Origin of the sequence: Campylobacter sp. CFSAN093226 (genome assembly GCF_012897595.1) — a bacterium.
Lineage (GTDB): Bacteria > Campylobacterota > Campylobacteria > Campylobacterales > Campylobacteraceae > Campylobacter_D > Campylobacter_D jejuni.
Genome location: NZ_CP040608.1, coordinates 1,259,152 through 1,273,823, shown reverse-complemented (window position 1 = coordinate 1,273,823; position 14,672 = coordinate 1,259,152). Strand labels below are relative to the sequence as shown.

The 14,672-nt window shown below is 30.4% G+C and carries 10 protein-coding genes; 2 read left to right on the top strand and 8 right to left on the bottom strand.

Going from position 1 to position 14,672, the window contains the following annotated elements:
- The first annotated feature begins 22 nt into the window (after window positions 1-22).
- Entirely contained in the window at window positions 23-1,741 is a 1,719-nt protein-coding gene (locus FBF02_RS06550) for a flagellin (protein WP_168940578.1), read from the top strand.
- A gap of 145 nt (window positions 1,742-1,886) precedes the next feature.
- The gene (locus FBF02_RS06545) at window positions 1,887-3,605 is read left to right on the top strand and encodes a flagellin A (protein WP_168940577.1); all 1,719 of its coding nucleotides are present in this window, start codon (window positions 1,887-1,889) and stop codon (window positions 3,603-3,605) included.
- 30 nt (window positions 3,606-3,635) lie between these two features.
- Here the strand turns inward: FBF02_RS06545 and FBF02_RS06540 are convergent, their stop codons facing one another.
- The 8 genes from FBF02_RS06540 to FBF02_RS06505 are packed head-to-tail and all read right to left on the bottom strand — an operon-like array spanning window position 3,636 to window position 14,671.
- On the bottom strand, window positions 3,636-5,522 hold the full coding sequence (locus FBF02_RS06540) for a motility associated factor glycosyltransferase family protein (protein WP_015016482.1): 1,887 nt from the start codon (window positions 5,520-5,522) through the stop codon (window positions 3,636-3,638).
- On the bottom strand, window positions 5,519-7,465 hold the full coding sequence (locus FBF02_RS06535; protein ID WP_015016481.1) for a motility associated factor glycosyltransferase family protein: 1,947 nt from the start codon (window positions 7,463-7,465) through the stop codon (window positions 5,519-5,521). Before FBF02_RS06535 ends, FBF02_RS06540 begins: the two co-directional genes overlap by 4 nt.
- Before the next feature lie 12 nt (window positions 7,466-7,477).
- Window positions 7,478-9,337 carry a motility associated factor glycosyltransferase family protein gene (locus FBF02_RS06530; protein WP_015016480.1) on the bottom strand — a complete coding sequence of 620 codons (1,860 nt, stop codon included), beginning with the start codon at window positions 9,335-9,337 and terminating at the stop codon, window positions 7,478-7,480.
- Window positions 9,334-11,274 carry a motility associated factor glycosyltransferase family protein gene (locus FBF02_RS06525; RefSeq protein ID WP_015016479.1) on the bottom strand — a complete coding sequence of 647 codons (1,941 nt, stop codon included), beginning with the start codon at window positions 11,272-11,274 and terminating at the stop codon, window positions 9,334-9,336. Before FBF02_RS06525 ends, FBF02_RS06530 begins: the two co-directional genes overlap by 4 nt.
- Window positions 11,274-12,044, bottom strand: coding sequence for a flagellin modification protein PtmA (gene ptmA, locus FBF02_RS06520; protein ID WP_002890604.1), 771 nt, complete (start codon window positions 12,042-12,044; stop codon window positions 11,274-11,276). The genes FBF02_RS06525 and ptmA overlap by 1 nt, the downstream gene beginning before the upstream one ends.
- On the bottom strand, window positions 12,044-12,751 hold the full coding sequence (legF, locus tag FBF02_RS06515; RefSeq protein ID WP_002890602.1) for a CMP-N,N'-diacetyllegionaminic acid synthase: 708 nt from the start codon (window positions 12,749-12,751) through the stop codon (window positions 12,044-12,046). The genes ptmA and legF overlap by 1 nt, the downstream gene beginning before the upstream one ends.
- Complete coding sequence (ptmF, locus tag FBF02_RS06510; protein ID WP_002890600.1) at window positions 12,744-13,649, bottom strand: L-glutamine-D-fructose-6-phosphate isomerase subunit; 906 nt, start codon at window positions 13,647-13,649, stop codon at window positions 12,744-12,746. The genes legF and ptmF overlap by 8 nt, the downstream gene beginning before the upstream one ends.
- Window positions 13,646-14,671, bottom strand: a complete 1,026-nt coding sequence (locus FBF02_RS06505) for a nucleotidyltransferase family protein (RefSeq protein ID WP_002890598.1) — start codon at window positions 14,669-14,671, stop codon at window positions 13,646-13,648. The genes ptmF and FBF02_RS06505 overlap by 4 nt, the downstream gene beginning before the upstream one ends.
- Window position 14,672: the final 1 nt, after the last annotated feature.

The window sequence follows — 14,672 nt, the reverse complement described above, 5'->3', positions numbered from 1 at the left end:
AATTTTTTTAAAAGGATTTAAAATGGGATTTCGTATTAACACCAATGTTGCAGCTTTAAATGCAAAAGCAAACGCTGATTTAAATAGTAAAAGTTTAGATGCTTCTTTAAGCAGACTTAGTTCAGGTCTTAGAATCAACTCCGCAGCAGATGATGCTTCAGGGATGGCGATAGCAGACAGTTTAAGATCTCAAGCTAATACTTTAGGTCAAGCTATATCTAATGGTAACGATGCTTTAGGTATCTTACAAACTGCTGATAAGGCTATGGATGAGCAACTTAAAATCTTAGATACTATTAAAACTAAGGCAACTCAAGCGGCTCAAGATGGACAAAGTTTAAAAACAAGAACCATGCTTCAAGCAGATATCAACCGTTTAATGGAAGAACTTGACAATATCGCAAATACTACTTCATTTAACGGTAAGCAACTTTTAAGTGGAAATTTTATCAATCAAGAATTTCAAATCGGTGCTAGTTCAAATCAAACTGTAAAAGCTACCATAGGAGCAACCCAATCTTCTAAGATAGGTTTAACACGCTTTGAAACAGGAGGAAGAATTTCATCTAGTGGTGAAGTGCAATTTACTCTTAAAAATTACAATGGTATAGATGATTTTCAGTTTCAAAAAGTTGTGATTTCAACTTCAGTTGGAACAGGACTTGGAGCTTTAGCAGATGAGATCAATAAAAATGCTGATAAAACAGGTGTTAGAGCTACTTTTACAGTAGAAACTAGAGGTATGGCTGCAGTTAGGGCTGGAACTACTTCAGATGATTTTACTATCAATGGGGTAAAAATCGGTAAAGTAGAATACAAAGATGGTGATGCTAATGGAGCCTTAGTTGCTGCAATCAATTCGGTTAAAGATACCACTGGAGTTGAAGCTTCAATCGATGCTAATGGACAACTTTTACTTAGCTCAAGAGAGGGAAGAGGAATTAAAATCGAAGGAAGTATTGGTAGAGGTGCTTTTATCAATCCAAATATGATGGAAAATTATGGTCGTTTATCTTTAGTTAAAAATGATGGTAAAGATATTTTAGTAAGTGGTACAGGTCTTTCTTTTGCAGGTTTTGGAGCAAACAGTTTTATCTCTCAGGCTTCTGTTTCTTTAAGAGAGTCAAAAGGAAGATTTGATGCTAATACTGCCGATGCTATGGGATTTGGTTCTGTAAACAAAGGAGTTATGTTAGCTGGTTATTCTTCTGTTAGCGCTTATATGAGTAGCGCAGAAAGTGGATTTTCTTCAGGTTCAGGTTATTCTGTAGGTAGCGGTAAAAATTATTCCACAGGTTTTGCAAACGCTATAGCTATTTCAGCTGCTTCGCAACTTTCTGCGGTATATAATGTTTCTGCAGGTTCAGGTTTTTCTAGTCAAAGCGGACTTTCTCAGTTTGCAACTATGAAAACAACTGCTTTTGGAGTAAAAGATGAAACCGCAGGTGTTACCACACTTAAGGGTGCTATGGCAGTGATGGACATAGCTGAAACAGCTATAACAAATCTTGATCAAATCAGAGCTGACATTGGTTCAGTGCAAAATCAAGTTACATCAACTATAAACAACATTACCGTTACTCAAGTAAACGTTAAAGCAGCTGAGTCACAAATCCGTGATGTAGACTTTGCAGCCGAGAGTGCAAACTACTCTAAAGCAAATATCTTAGCTCAAAGTGGCTCTTATGCCATGGCACAGGCTAATTCTGTTCAGCAAAATGTTTTAAGATTGCTACAGTAATTTAATAAAGCTGCAATATATACAAATCCAAGCCTAGTTTAGAACTAGGCTTTTTTATTTTAAACTCTAAAATTTTTAATTAAACTAAAACTTGGAACACTTCTTGCTTTAATCTTTTCGATGCAATATTTTGAAAGGATTTAAAATGGGTTTTAGGATAAACACTAACATCGGTGCATTAAACGCACATGCAAATTCAGTTGTTAATGCTAGAGAACTGGATAAGTCTTTAAGCAGACTTAGTTCAGGTCTTAGAATCAACTCCGCAGCAGATGATGCTTCAGGGATGGCTATAGCAGATTCTTTGCGTTCACAAGCAGCTACTTTAGGTCAAGCTATCAACAATGGTAATGATGCTATAGGTATCTTACAAACTGCTGATAAGGCTATGGATGAGCAACTTAAAATCTTAGATACTATTAAAACTAAGGCAACTCAAGCGGCTCAAGATGGACAAAGTTTAAAAACAAGAACCATGCTTCAAGCAGATATCAACCGTTTAATGGAAGAACTTGACAATATCGCAAATACTACTTCATTTAACGGTAAGCAACTTTTAAGTGGAAATTTTATCAATCAAGAATTTCAAATCGGTGCTAGTTCAAATCAAACTGTAAAAGCTACCATAGGAGCAACCCAATCTTCTAAGATAGGTTTAACACGCTTTGAAACAGGAGGAAGAATTTCATCTAGTGGTGAAGTGCAATTTACTCTTAAAAATTACAATGGTATAGATGATTTTCAGTTTCAAAAAGTGGTTATTTCAACTTCAGTTGGAACAGGACTTGGAGCCTTAGTTGAAGAGATTAATAAAAGTGCTGATCAAACCGGTGTTAGAGCTACTTTTACAGTAGAAACTAGAGGTATGGCTGCAGTTAGGGCTGGAACTACTTCAGATGACTTTGCTATTAATGGGGTAAAAATCGGTCAAGTAGAATACAAAGATGGTGATGCTAATGGAGCCTTAGTTGCTGCAATCAATTCGGTTAAAGATACCACTGGAGTTGAAGCTTCAATCGATGCTAATGGACAACTTTTACTTAGCTCAAGAGAGGGAAGAGGAATTAAAATCGAAGGAAGTATTGGTAGAGGTGCTTTTATCAATCCAAATATGATGGAAAATTATGGTCGTTTATCTTTAGTTAAAAATGATGGTAAAGATATTTTAGTAAGTGGTACAGGTCTTTCTTTTGCAGGTTTTGGAGCAAACAGTTTTATCTCTCAGGCTTCTGTTTCTTTAAGAGAGTCAAAAGGAAGATTTGATGCTAATACTGCCGATGCTATGGGATTTGGTTCTGTAAACAAAGGAGTTATGTTAGCTGGTTATTCTTCTGTTAGCGCTTATATGAGTAGCGCAGAAAGTGGATTTTCTTCAGGTTCAGGTTATTCTGTAGGTAGCGGTAAAAATTATTCCACAGGTTTTGCAAACGCTATAGCTATTTCAGCTGCTTCGCAACTTTCTGCGGTATATAATGTTTCTGCAGGTTCAGGTTTTTCTAGTCAAAGCGGACTTTCTCAGTTTGCAACTATGAAAACAACTGCTTTTGGAGTAAAAGATGAAACCGCAGGTGTTACCACACTTAAGGGTGCTATGGCAGTGATGGACATAGCTGAAACAGCTACAACAAATCTTGATCAAATCAGAGCTGACATTGGTTCAGTACAAAATCAACTTCAAGTTACTATAAACAACATTACCGTAACTCAAGTAAATGTTAAAGCAGCAGAATCAACCATAAGAGATGTAGACTTTGCAAGTGAAAGTGCAAATTTTTCTAAATATAACATCCTTGCACAGTCAGGTTCTTATGCTATGAGTCAGGCTAATGCAGTGCAGCAAAATGTTTTAAAACTTCTTCAATAGATTTCTTAGATGCTTTTTGCATCTAAGATTTTAAAGTGCTTTTTTCTTTTCTAAAAAGTCTTGCAAGGGCAAAATCGCAATCTTAAGTCTTTTATCTTGGACTTCTAAAAGCTCTATGATATTTTCTATCAAAGCTTCGTGTGCATAAACCCAAGCAAAAAGTTTATTTTGTTTATCAGATTCATCTTTGATATCTTTAAGATATAAAGGCGTTAATATACTTTGTTCGTGATGTAAAGTAGGGCCTAAAATTTCTTGCAAAAAGAGATATTTTTTATTTGAAAGTTTTTCTTTGATTTTGTCTATATTCTGGTTTATTTGTTCAAGAGAGAGCTTGTTTTTTCCATGGGTAAGATTGTGAATTTGTTTTTGAACTTTTTTACACTCTTTTTTAAAATTCAAAGATAAATTCATATTTTTTTTGATTTTTTGATAGATTTTTAATCCGAGTTTTACTTGTTCTTTAGTATTTAAAACTTGTAATTTTTTAAATTTTTTATCTTTTTTATTTTCGAGTAAATTTTCGCAAAGTTCTTTAAAAGGTTTTTCTATAGCGCTTTCTATCCTAGCACCTCCTTCAGTGCAATTATAAGTTTTACTTTTGCTAAAAGCAATGAAATTTTCAAAAATTTGTCTAAAAAGTGTCCAAATTTCAGAACTTTGAACTTTTCCATTTCCTCCATAAGCTGTAGTGCTAAATCTATCTAAGTCCCTTTCATAGTCTCCATTGTGTAAATTAGCATGGATGAAACCTTGAGAATGTGTTTGCCCATCTTTGGCATAAGCTAAATCCTGACCTATGAGAATGATGTTGTTATGTCCTAAATTTTCAGCCAGTTCATAAGCCATATGAGATACACTCATGCCTGCGTTAATATATCCATAATCGTCTAGCCCCAAGCATCTCGCAAAAGGCTGGCCTTTTATGATTAAAATGTATTTTCTTTGATTTTTTTCAAGATAAGAAATGGTTTTTTTATGCACCAAAGAAGCTACTAGAAAAATGATGTCTTTATCAAAATCTTTAAAATCATTATTAAAACATTCAGCTACTATTTCATCGCGTTCCAACATACAAACATAATCAGGTTTTATACCATGCTTAGCTAAAATAGGATAAGAAGAATCCGCACAAAAAATTGTAGCTTTATTAGCATATTTTTTTAACAAAGGAAGTTGTTTAGTAAGAGATGGTCCTGTAGAAACAATGATAGCTGTATCACTTATACCCTTTCTTTTAGAAAGTAATTCTTTATAACTAGGATGAGTGATCATTTGAGGAAGATTATAAACAAATTGTTCTATACCTTGCATGGCATCTTTAGGATCATTACCACGCATAAGATTGTGATTTTTGATGATTTGCATGTTGAGTTTATTAAGTTTTAAAATATCTTCTTTATAGTGTTCATAAAAATCATTAGCAATGTGTAGATTATAAGAACGATAAAACAAATCCCCTATCAAACGAAAAACTTTATCCATTTTAGGAAGATTAATATCATCATGATGTAAAATAATGAGTCGCCCTAAGCTTAAATCTTTGCTAAAATCTATGAAATTTAAAGCCAAAAAGATAAGTTCTAATTCTTTTTCAAAGATGATTATTCTTTTAAGTGCTTGATTTTGAAGTAGAATTTTATATAAAATTCCATTTCCAAAACCATAAAAAAAAAGCACAGGATAGCGTGTAAAATCTTTAAAATATTCTAAATTTTTTTCAAGCTCTTTGATGGGATCTTGATACATTTTTTTTAAATTTCTTTTTTTTATGATATTGATATCAAGATTATCTTTTCCTTGAGTGAAAGTAAATTCTCTAAGCTCTTTTAGATCCTCAAGTTTTTTGCGTAAGTCGTTATACTCAAAACCGCTTAAAGCTTTTAAATTTTTGTTAAAATTATTTTCTTCTCTCACCTTCTCACCCTTTCCATCCATTTATCTAATTTTCTTTCTTTAAGTTTTTCTTCTAAAGGAAGTATATTTTTAATCAAAGCATTTTCTTGTGCTTTAATATGTCCATAAACTAATTCCATAAATTCTAAATGTTCTTTTATCCAAAGAATACTTTTATTAAAAGCATCTTCTTTGGTTTTAGGATTTAAGACATAAATTCTAGCAAGATTAAGTTCAAATTGAGTACGCAGAGGTTGTAAAATTTCATATAAATCTTGCATTTGTTTTATATCTTCAAGTTTATTTTTAAATTTATCTATTTTTTCAATAGCTAAATTGATATCCTCTTCTTTTTCATTTAAACTCAAATATATACTTTGTATATTTTCAAAATCATTGCTGAGTATTTTACTAAAATCTCTACAATGTTTAATACTTTGATAAACTTTATAATAAGCCTTAAGTAAAAACTCATTTTGTTTATTTAAACTTAAAGGTTCTAATTTTTCAAAAGGTTTATTTAAATCTTTATGAAGTAAATTCTCACAAGCCCATAGAAAAGGTTTTTCTATGGTTCCTTCTATCCTTGCTCCACCTTCGGTGCAGTTGTAGGTGGTGATACCCATTTTTCTAGTATTTGGAATCATTTCATTTTCAAACCAATTTTTAAATAAAAGCCATATACTATGAGTTTCGACTTTTCCGTTGCCTCCATAAGCTGTAGTTAAAATATGTTCATACATTTGACTTTCATAATTAGCTGAGTTTTGGTAATCATCAGGATGAGAATTGCCATTTTCAGCATAAGCTAAATCCTGTCCTATAAAAATGATGTTTTTATGACTTAGATAAGTTGCTAGATAAGATAATGTATGTGCAACACTAAATCCTACAGCAGCATAAGAAAAATCTTTAAGATTTATATAATATGGAAAAGCAAGAACTTTTTGAGTTATGACTAAATTTCTATCCTTTAAATACTCAATCGCCTTTGGATGAACAACACCAGCACAAATAAATATAATATCCTTATCAAATTCCCCAAAATCATGATTAAAAAACTCAGCAGTAATTTCAGTTCTTTCCAACATACAAACATAATCAGGTTTTATACCATGCTTAGCTAAAATAGGATAAGAAGAATCCGCACAAAAAATTGTAGCTTTATTAGCATATTTTTTTAACAAAGGAAGTTGTTTAGTAAGAGATGGTCCTGTAGAAACAATGATAGCTGTATCACTTATACCCTTTCTTTTAGAAAGTAATTCTTTATAACTAGGATGAGTGATCATTTGAGGTAAGTTATAAACAAATTGCTCTATACCTTGAAGAGCATCAAGAGGATCATTACCATTTCTTAAAATGATATTTTTAAAATTTTCTGCTAATTTTTTATTCAATCCTAAAATATCTTCATGAAATCTTTCATAATAATGACTCATCAGTTCTAAAAAATAAATTCTTGAAAATTGAAAGAAAGGTTTAGAAGAACAAAGTTCAGTATAATCTTGAGCTTGCAATTTATCATTTTCCAAAATCATCAATCTTGAATTTTGTAATTCATTTGAAAAATCTAAAACATGAAACATGACCCAAATGATTTCTATATCTTTTTCAAAAACAATAATATGTTGATGATTTTTATTTTGCAATAAAGCTTTAAATAAAATTCCATTTCCAAAACCATAAAAATATAATACAGGATAAAGTAGATATTTATCATTATAAGTATTTAGCATAGTTTGCAATTCTTTAATGGGATCTTGATAAAGTAAATTTTCATTATACCCCCCCCCATTATTTTTTATACTTGTATCTTTTAAATTGATATCTAGATTATCTTTACCTAAGATAAGTTCAAATTTACTTGATTTAATTTCTTTTAAACTTTCTTTTAAAAGAATATTGCTTAAAGCTTCAATGTTTTTGTTAAAGAGTTCTTTTTGAGCATGGGTGAAGGTCATTGGAAATCCTAATTATTTTTTGATTATATCGTCAAAATTCCAATTTTCTAAACTTTTTTCTATGGTTTTGTTTTGAGTATCAAGATATCCTAAACCTTGGATAAACCAATTGTGTTGTATTTTCAAAAAGTCTATTAAATTTTCTTTTTGCTTATTTGTGTTTAAAACTTCAAATTTTAAAATTTCGCATTCGTTATGAAAATAAATAGCTTGACAAAGTTCATTAAAAAGCTTGAGTTTTTTAAATTCTTTAAAAAGATTTAAAAGATCATTTTTGATTTTTTCAAGAGTTTGAAAATTCTTGTCATTTTTTTCTAAAGTGTATCTAAGCTTTTGAAGCTGAGTTTGAGTTTTTTTTATAAATTCTTTAGATTCTAAAATGCTTTTTTGGAGATATTTTTTTATTTTTTCTAATTTTTCTTTGGCTAGTTTTTTATCTAGAAATTTTGGAAAATCAAAAGGTTTATTTAAATCTTTATCAAGTAAATTCTCACAAGCCCATAGAAAAGGTTTTTCTATGGTTCCTTCTATCCTTGCTCCACCTTCGGTGCAGTTGTAGGTGGTGATATTGAGTTTTTCTTTTGCCCAAAATATATCTTTTTCAAAAGCTTGACGAAATAAATTCCAAGTAAGTTGTGTTCTTACTTTGCCTTTTCCCCCATAAGCTAGTGTATATTTTTCTCCTCTGATTTCTTCACCTTGACTTCCATGTATATGCTCTTTAGGATGTGAACTTCCATCCTCGCCATAAGCTAAATCCTGTCCTATAAAAATGATATTTTCAAATCTTAAAGCTCCTGTTAGTTCATAGATCATATTTGAAACACTGTGTCCTACTCCAAGATATCCATATTCATCAAGTTTTAAACTAGCCGCAAAATTTAAAGGGCGATGTACAAGCATATAAGTTCTTTGATCTTTTTCTAAAAAATCTAATACTTCTTTGTGAACCACAGAAGCAAGTATGAAAAGTATGCCTTTGTTAAAATCGCCAAAATCATTATCAAAACATTTAGAAACTATATCATCACGTTCTAGCATGCAAACATAATCAGGCTTTATACCGTATTTTCCAAGGATAACATAAGCACTATCTGCACAAAAAATCGTAGCTTTATTAGCATACTTTTTTAATAAAGGAAGTTGTTTTATAAGACTTGGTCCTGTAGAAACAATGATAGCATTTTCAACCTTAGCTCTTCTTTCTTTGAGAAATTCTTGAAAAATTCCATGATTTAACATTTTAGGGAGATTATCTAGGGTATGTTTGATTCCAACTAAAGAATCATGTGGATCATTACCTTTGTTTAAAACGATAAATCGTATTATTTCTATCAGTTGAGTATTTATATTTTGTATTTGAGTGCTATAAAATTGTTGATAAAAATCATTATGAATAAAAAGATTAAAAATTTTTACACTTTTTTGAATGATTTCATAAGTAAAAAGTGTGGTGAGTTGTGCTGTATTAATATTTGGAGTATAAAAAAGTATTAGTTGTTCTTTTTTTAATTCTTCGCTAAAATCAAATAAATGAAAAGCTAAAGTTAAAATTTCAAGATTGTCTTCAAAAATGATAATGTGTTTATGTTGTTTGTTTTTACATAAAGTTTTATAAAACATTCCATTTCCAAAGCCATAAAAAAACAAAACAGGATATTTGTTATATTCGGTTTTAAACAGAGTAAGGTTTTCTAAAAGCTCTTTATTGGGATTTTCATAAAGAAAAATATCATCTTTTTTAAAATTTATTCCATTTTCATCTTGGATAAGTGCAAAAGTTAAGTATTTAAGTGATCTTAGTGTACAAGCTAAAAACTCATCGACCTCAAACAAAGCTTGAGTATTTTTTAAAAAAAGCTCTTCTCTCACCTTCTCACCCTTTCCATCCATTTATCTAATTTTCTTTCTTTAAGTTTTTCTTCTAAAGGAAGTATATTTTTAATCAAAGCATTTTCTTGTGCTTTAATATGTCCATAAACTAATTCCATAAATTCTAAATGTTCTTTTATCCAAAGAATACTTTTATTAAAAGCATCTTCTTTGGTTTTAGGATTTAAGACATAAATTCTAGCAAGATTAAGTTCAAATTGAGTTAGTAGGGGACCTAAAATTTGTATCAAATCTTTTTGAGTATTGCAAAGTTCATCTATTTGAGTTTTGGTTTTATCTATATCTTGAATAATTTCTTGAATAAAAATTTCATTTTTTTGAGAATTTTGTAAACTCATAAAAGAATTTTTTATTTTATCATAGCTTTTAATAAATTTATTACTAAAATCTCTACAATGTTCAATACTTTTACAAACTTTATAATAAGCCTTAAGTAAAAACTCATTTTGTTTATTTAAACTTAAAGGTTCTAATTTTTCAAAAGGTTTATTTAAATCTTTATGAAGTAAATTCTCACAAGCCCATAGAAAAGGTTTTTCTATGGTTCCTTCTATCCTTGCTCCACCTTCGGTGCAGTTGTAAATTTTAGTATCTAAATACTTTTGTATTTTTTGCACATCTTGCTCTAAATTTCGTTTAAACATAAGCCAGACATGGTGAGTTTTGATTTTTTCTTTTCCGCCATAAGCAAGAGTATAAAGATGCGGATACCTTCTGCTTTCATAGCTAGCTGAATTTTGATAATCATCAGGATGAGAATTGCCATTTTCAGCATAAGCTAAATCCTGTCCTATAAAAATGATGTTTTTATGATTTAAATGTAAGGAAAGATAACAAGCCATATGTGCAACACTAAATCCCATGTTAAAATATCCAAAATAATCTAATTTTAAATATTGTATAAAACTTGCATAGGTTGAAACTATAGTAAAATTATCGGTTTTTTTGGTTAGGTAATTTATGGCATTAGGATGTACTATGGATTTGATAATAAAACAAATTCCATTATCAAATTCCCCAAAATCATGATTAAAAAATTCTGCTGTAATAGCTTTTCTTTCCAACATACAAACATAATCAGGTTTTATACCATGCTTAGCTAAAATAGGATAAGAAGAATCCGCACAAAAAATTGTAGCTTTATTAGCATATTTTTTTAACAAAGGAAGTTGTTTAGTAAGAGATGGTCCTGTAGAAACAATGATAGCTGTATCACTTATACCCTTTCTTTTAGAAAGTAATTCTTTATAACTAGGATGAGTGATCATTTGAGGTAAGTTATAAACAAATTGCTCTATACCTTGAAGAGCATCAAGAGGATCATTACCATTTCTTAAAATGATATTTTTAAAATTTTCTGCTAATTTTTTATTCAATCCTAAAATATCTTCATGAAATCTTTCATAATAATGACTCATCAGTTCTAAAAAATAAATTCTAGAAAATTGAAAGAAAGGTTTGCTAGAGCAAAAATTAGAAAAAAATTCTATATCCAAAGAACTTGTTTGCAAAATCATCAATCTTGAATTTTGTAATTCATTTGAAAAATCTAAAACATGAAACATGACCCAAATGATTTCTATATCTTTTTCAAAAACAATAATATGTTGATGATTTTTATTTTGCAATAAAGCTTTAAATAAAATTCCATTTCCAAAACCATAAAAATATAATACAGGATAAAGTAGATATTTATCATTATAAGTATTTAGCATAGAGTTTAATTCATCAATAACATTTTCATAAAGAAAAGTATTATCACTTGTATCTTTTAAATTGATATCTAGATTATCTTTACCTAAAACAAGTTCAAATTTACTTGATTTAATTTCTTTTAAACTTTCTTTTAAAAGAATATTGCTTAAAGCTTCAATGTTTTTGTTAAAGAGTTCTTTTTGAGTAGGGGTGAAGGTCATCATAAGCCCCATCCATCATCTACTACTAAGGTTTGCCCTGTGATAAATCTACTCTCATCACTAAGCAAAAATACCAAGGTTCCGCACACATCATCAGCATCTAACATACCCTTGCTTGCACAACATTTTCTATAAGCTTTTAAAAAAAGTTCATTTTGATTATCCAAAATTCCTCCACTTGCTAGGGTATTAACGCGTATGTTTTGATTAAAAAGCTCTTTAGCTAGCCAAGAGCTCATGTGATTAATCCCTGCTTTTATCACACTGTATTCTAAAGAGCTTTGCATGGAAGTGCCTTCATAGTTTTCAAATTTTGGCGCATAAACTCCCATGATGGAGCTAAGATTGATGATATTACCATGGCCTTGTTGTTTAAAAAATTTCACAAATTCTTGAGCAGCCAACATAAAGCCTGCTAAATGTAAATTTAAACTTTCACAAATTTGTTCGTATTTGAGTTCATAATAAGGCGTTTTACCCCAATCTTTGCCAAAAGGATAGCTTGAGTTAACAAAAGCATCGATTTTGCCGTATCTTTCTTGACTTTTTTGAAGGGCAATTTGTAAACTTTCTTGTTTGGTGATGTCAAGTTCTAAGCTTAAAAGTTTTGTTTTAAAATTTGTTTCTAAATTTTCTTGCAATTTATTTAAGCGTTCTTTGTTGATATCTGCAAGTATGACCGTGCCTTTATTAAGAAGTATTTTTTTGCAAAGCACTTTGCCTATGCGTCCACAAGCTCCTGCTACAAAGATGATTTTATTTTCAAGCATTAAAAATCCTTTGGCGATAAATTTTTTAAAGAGATTAAAAACTCTACGATTTTAAAATCAAGTTCACTATCTACATCAAAAGCTGTGCTTTCATCCATTACAAAAAGCCCTGTGTTTTTGCCAAAAACACTATCATTTTCTAAAAGATAATCCCTTTTAAAGATATAAATACTAGCGTTCATATCATAGCATTTTGGGGCACTTTGGCGAGTGGTAAAATTTCCTTCTTTGGATTTTACTACCTTGTTATTTTGTATTTCTACGAGGTTAAAATAAGGATTACGTCTAGCAGGAACTGCGGTGATGAGATTGGAATTATCATTTTCAACAAAACTTTCATAAGCTTTTTTTATATCAAGGCTTGAGCGAAGCGGGGCTGAAGCATCTAAGTCTATGAGAGTTTCAAAACGCGTTTTAAAATGCTCTTCACTTCTTAGCAAGGCATCACGCATGACAGGAAGTTTTGCAGCCCGATCATTGGCAAGATGAGCTTCTCTTTTGAAAAAAACTTCAGCATCGTATTTTTGGGCTACACTTGCGATTTCATCACTATCAGTACTTATGACTATGTGTTTAAAAAGCTTTGAATTTTGAGCTTGTATGATGCTATAAGCTATCATTTCAAGTTCGTTAATCTTTTTAATATTTTTGTTTTTAACGCCTTTGCTTCTACCTCTAGCACAAATGGTACATAAAATTTCAGCCATTTTTTTTCCTTACTTCATCACAAAGTTCAAGTACTTTTAAAGCTTGCTTAAGATCGCAAAGTTCTTTGTCTTTTTCAAAGACTGCTTGATGTAAATTTTGAAGGGTTTTTATCGTATCATTTTCAAAATTTAAGATTTTTTGACTTTGATTTTTGTGATAAATTTCGATTTTATTGTTTATTAAATCGGCTTTAAAGCTTTTTTCTAAAGTATGGATGGTCATTTCTCTTTTGTTGAATTTAGAAAAATAGTCTAATTCTATATGAATTTTAGCTTTTTGTGAATTTTTTAAAGCCAAAAAGGCAAAATCATCGCTTGTTATGTCAAGCTCTGAAATTTTAGCATTTTGGGAGTATATAAGCTCTAAGTTTCCAAAAAGAAAAAAGGCTAGATCGATTTCATGAGAGAGATCGAGTAAAACCCCACCACCTAGCTCTTTTTTAGCGCTGTAATTTTGCCTGTAGTCTAAAGCCCTCCAATGGGGCAAATAAGAATTACAAACCAAACTAGCAAAATAAATTTTTTCACCTTTTAAAAGCCTTTTTAAAGCTACAATCACAGGATGAAAACGCAGTAAATATGCTACATAAATGTGATTTTTTGAGCTTGTGAAATTTTGGCTTTTTTCAAATAAAGGTTTTTCTACGAGTATGATTTTATCTTTTACAAGCTCATTTAAAGCTTTTAAGGTGTTAAAATGCTCTGTGGTGATATTTGCGATGATAAAAAGATCAAATTCATTTAAATGACATTCTTTTAAGGAACGATAGATTTGAGTTTTTTCAAACTCTTCTTTTTTAGCACTTAAAGAAAGCAAACTTACTTCATACTTTAAATTTTTTAAGGCTAAAAAATGCTTTTTTCCTATGCTTCCAAAGCCTATGATTAAGACTTTCATTTAAAATCCTCATTGGCTTTTAAAAACTCATCTGGCCTTCCAATGTCAATCCAATAATCATTGATGATATAGGTATTTACCTTACCTTTTTGTAGAGCGAGTTTGATGAGTTCTGGCATATCTAGGTATTCATTTTTAGCAATTAAATTTAAAATTTCATTTTCAAGTACATAAATCCCCGCACTTACTAGGAATTTTTGGGTAGGTTTTTCTTCTATATTTTCTATAAAACCTTGTTTTTGAGTGATCACTCCATAAGGAATTTGTTGCTCAAACTCACGCACGCAAACGCTCATTAAAGCTTTTGATTTTTTATGCGCTTTTAAAAGATCATTAAAATTAAGCTCGGTTAAAATGTCTGCATTCATAACGATAAAACTTTCTTTAAATTCTTGTTTTATAAGGCTTAAAGCCCCTGCTGTACCTAGTTTTTTACGCTCTTTAATATAAGAAATTTTAACCCCAAATTTTTGCCCTTTTTGAAAATAATCTTCTATGATTTGTTTTTTATAATTCACACAAAAGATAAAATTTTCAAAATTTTGATTTTTAAGTCTTTGGATTATGCTTTCTAAAATGGGTTTTTTGCCTACTTTTAACATAGGTTTTGGAGTATCTTTAGTCAGCTCTTTTAAGCGAGATCCTAAGCCTCCAGCCATGATGACAATGGAGTTTGGATTGGTTTTTAAAAGCGATGAGACAGATTTTATGGAAAGAATTTGCCCTTTTTCATCTAAAACAGGAAAATCATAAATATCGGTTTTAGCAGAAATTTTTAAAAGCTGTTCTTTGCTTGTGTTTTCTTTTATGGTGATGGGATTTTTAGTGTAAATATCCTTGATACTATCTTTTAAAGTTTTGCCACTAATTAAAGCTTTTCTGATGTTTGAATCACTAATGACTCCTAAAAATTTATCCTTTTTATCAACTATAATGCCTAGTCTAACGCGTTCTTGCCCGACTATTTTTAAAGCTTCTTCTATGCTTGAATCAGGGGTGAGTTTGAGTTTGTTTATATCCACG

Excerpts from the sequence above, each read along its gene's own strand:
- FBF02_RS06550 (WP_168940578.1), top strand. The coding sequence starts at position 23 with ATGGGATTTCGTATTAACACCAATGTTGCAGCTTTAAATGCAAAAGCA.
- FBF02_RS06545 (WP_168940577.1), top strand. The coding sequence starts at position 1,887 with ATGGGTTTTAGGATAAACACTAACATCGGTGCATTAAACGCACATGCA.
- FBF02_RS06535 (WP_015016481.1), bottom strand. The coding sequence starts at position 7,465 with ATGACCTTCACCCATGCTCAAAAAGAACTCTTTAACAAAAACATTGAA.
- FBF02_RS06525 (WP_015016479.1), bottom strand. The coding sequence starts at position 11,274 with ATGACCTTCACCCCTACTCAAAAAGAACTCTTTAACAAAAACATTGAA.
- ptmA (WP_002890604.1), bottom strand. The coding sequence starts at position 12,044 with ATGCTTGAAAATAAAATCATCTTTGTAGCAGGAGCTTGTGGACGCATA.
- legF (WP_002890602.1), bottom strand. The coding sequence starts at position 12,751 with ATGGCTGAAATTTTATGTACCATTTGTGCTAGAGGTAGAAGCAAAGGC.
- ptmF (WP_002890600.1), bottom strand. The coding sequence starts at position 13,649 with ATGAAAGTCTTAATCATAGGCTTTGGAAGCATAGGAAAAAAGCATTTT.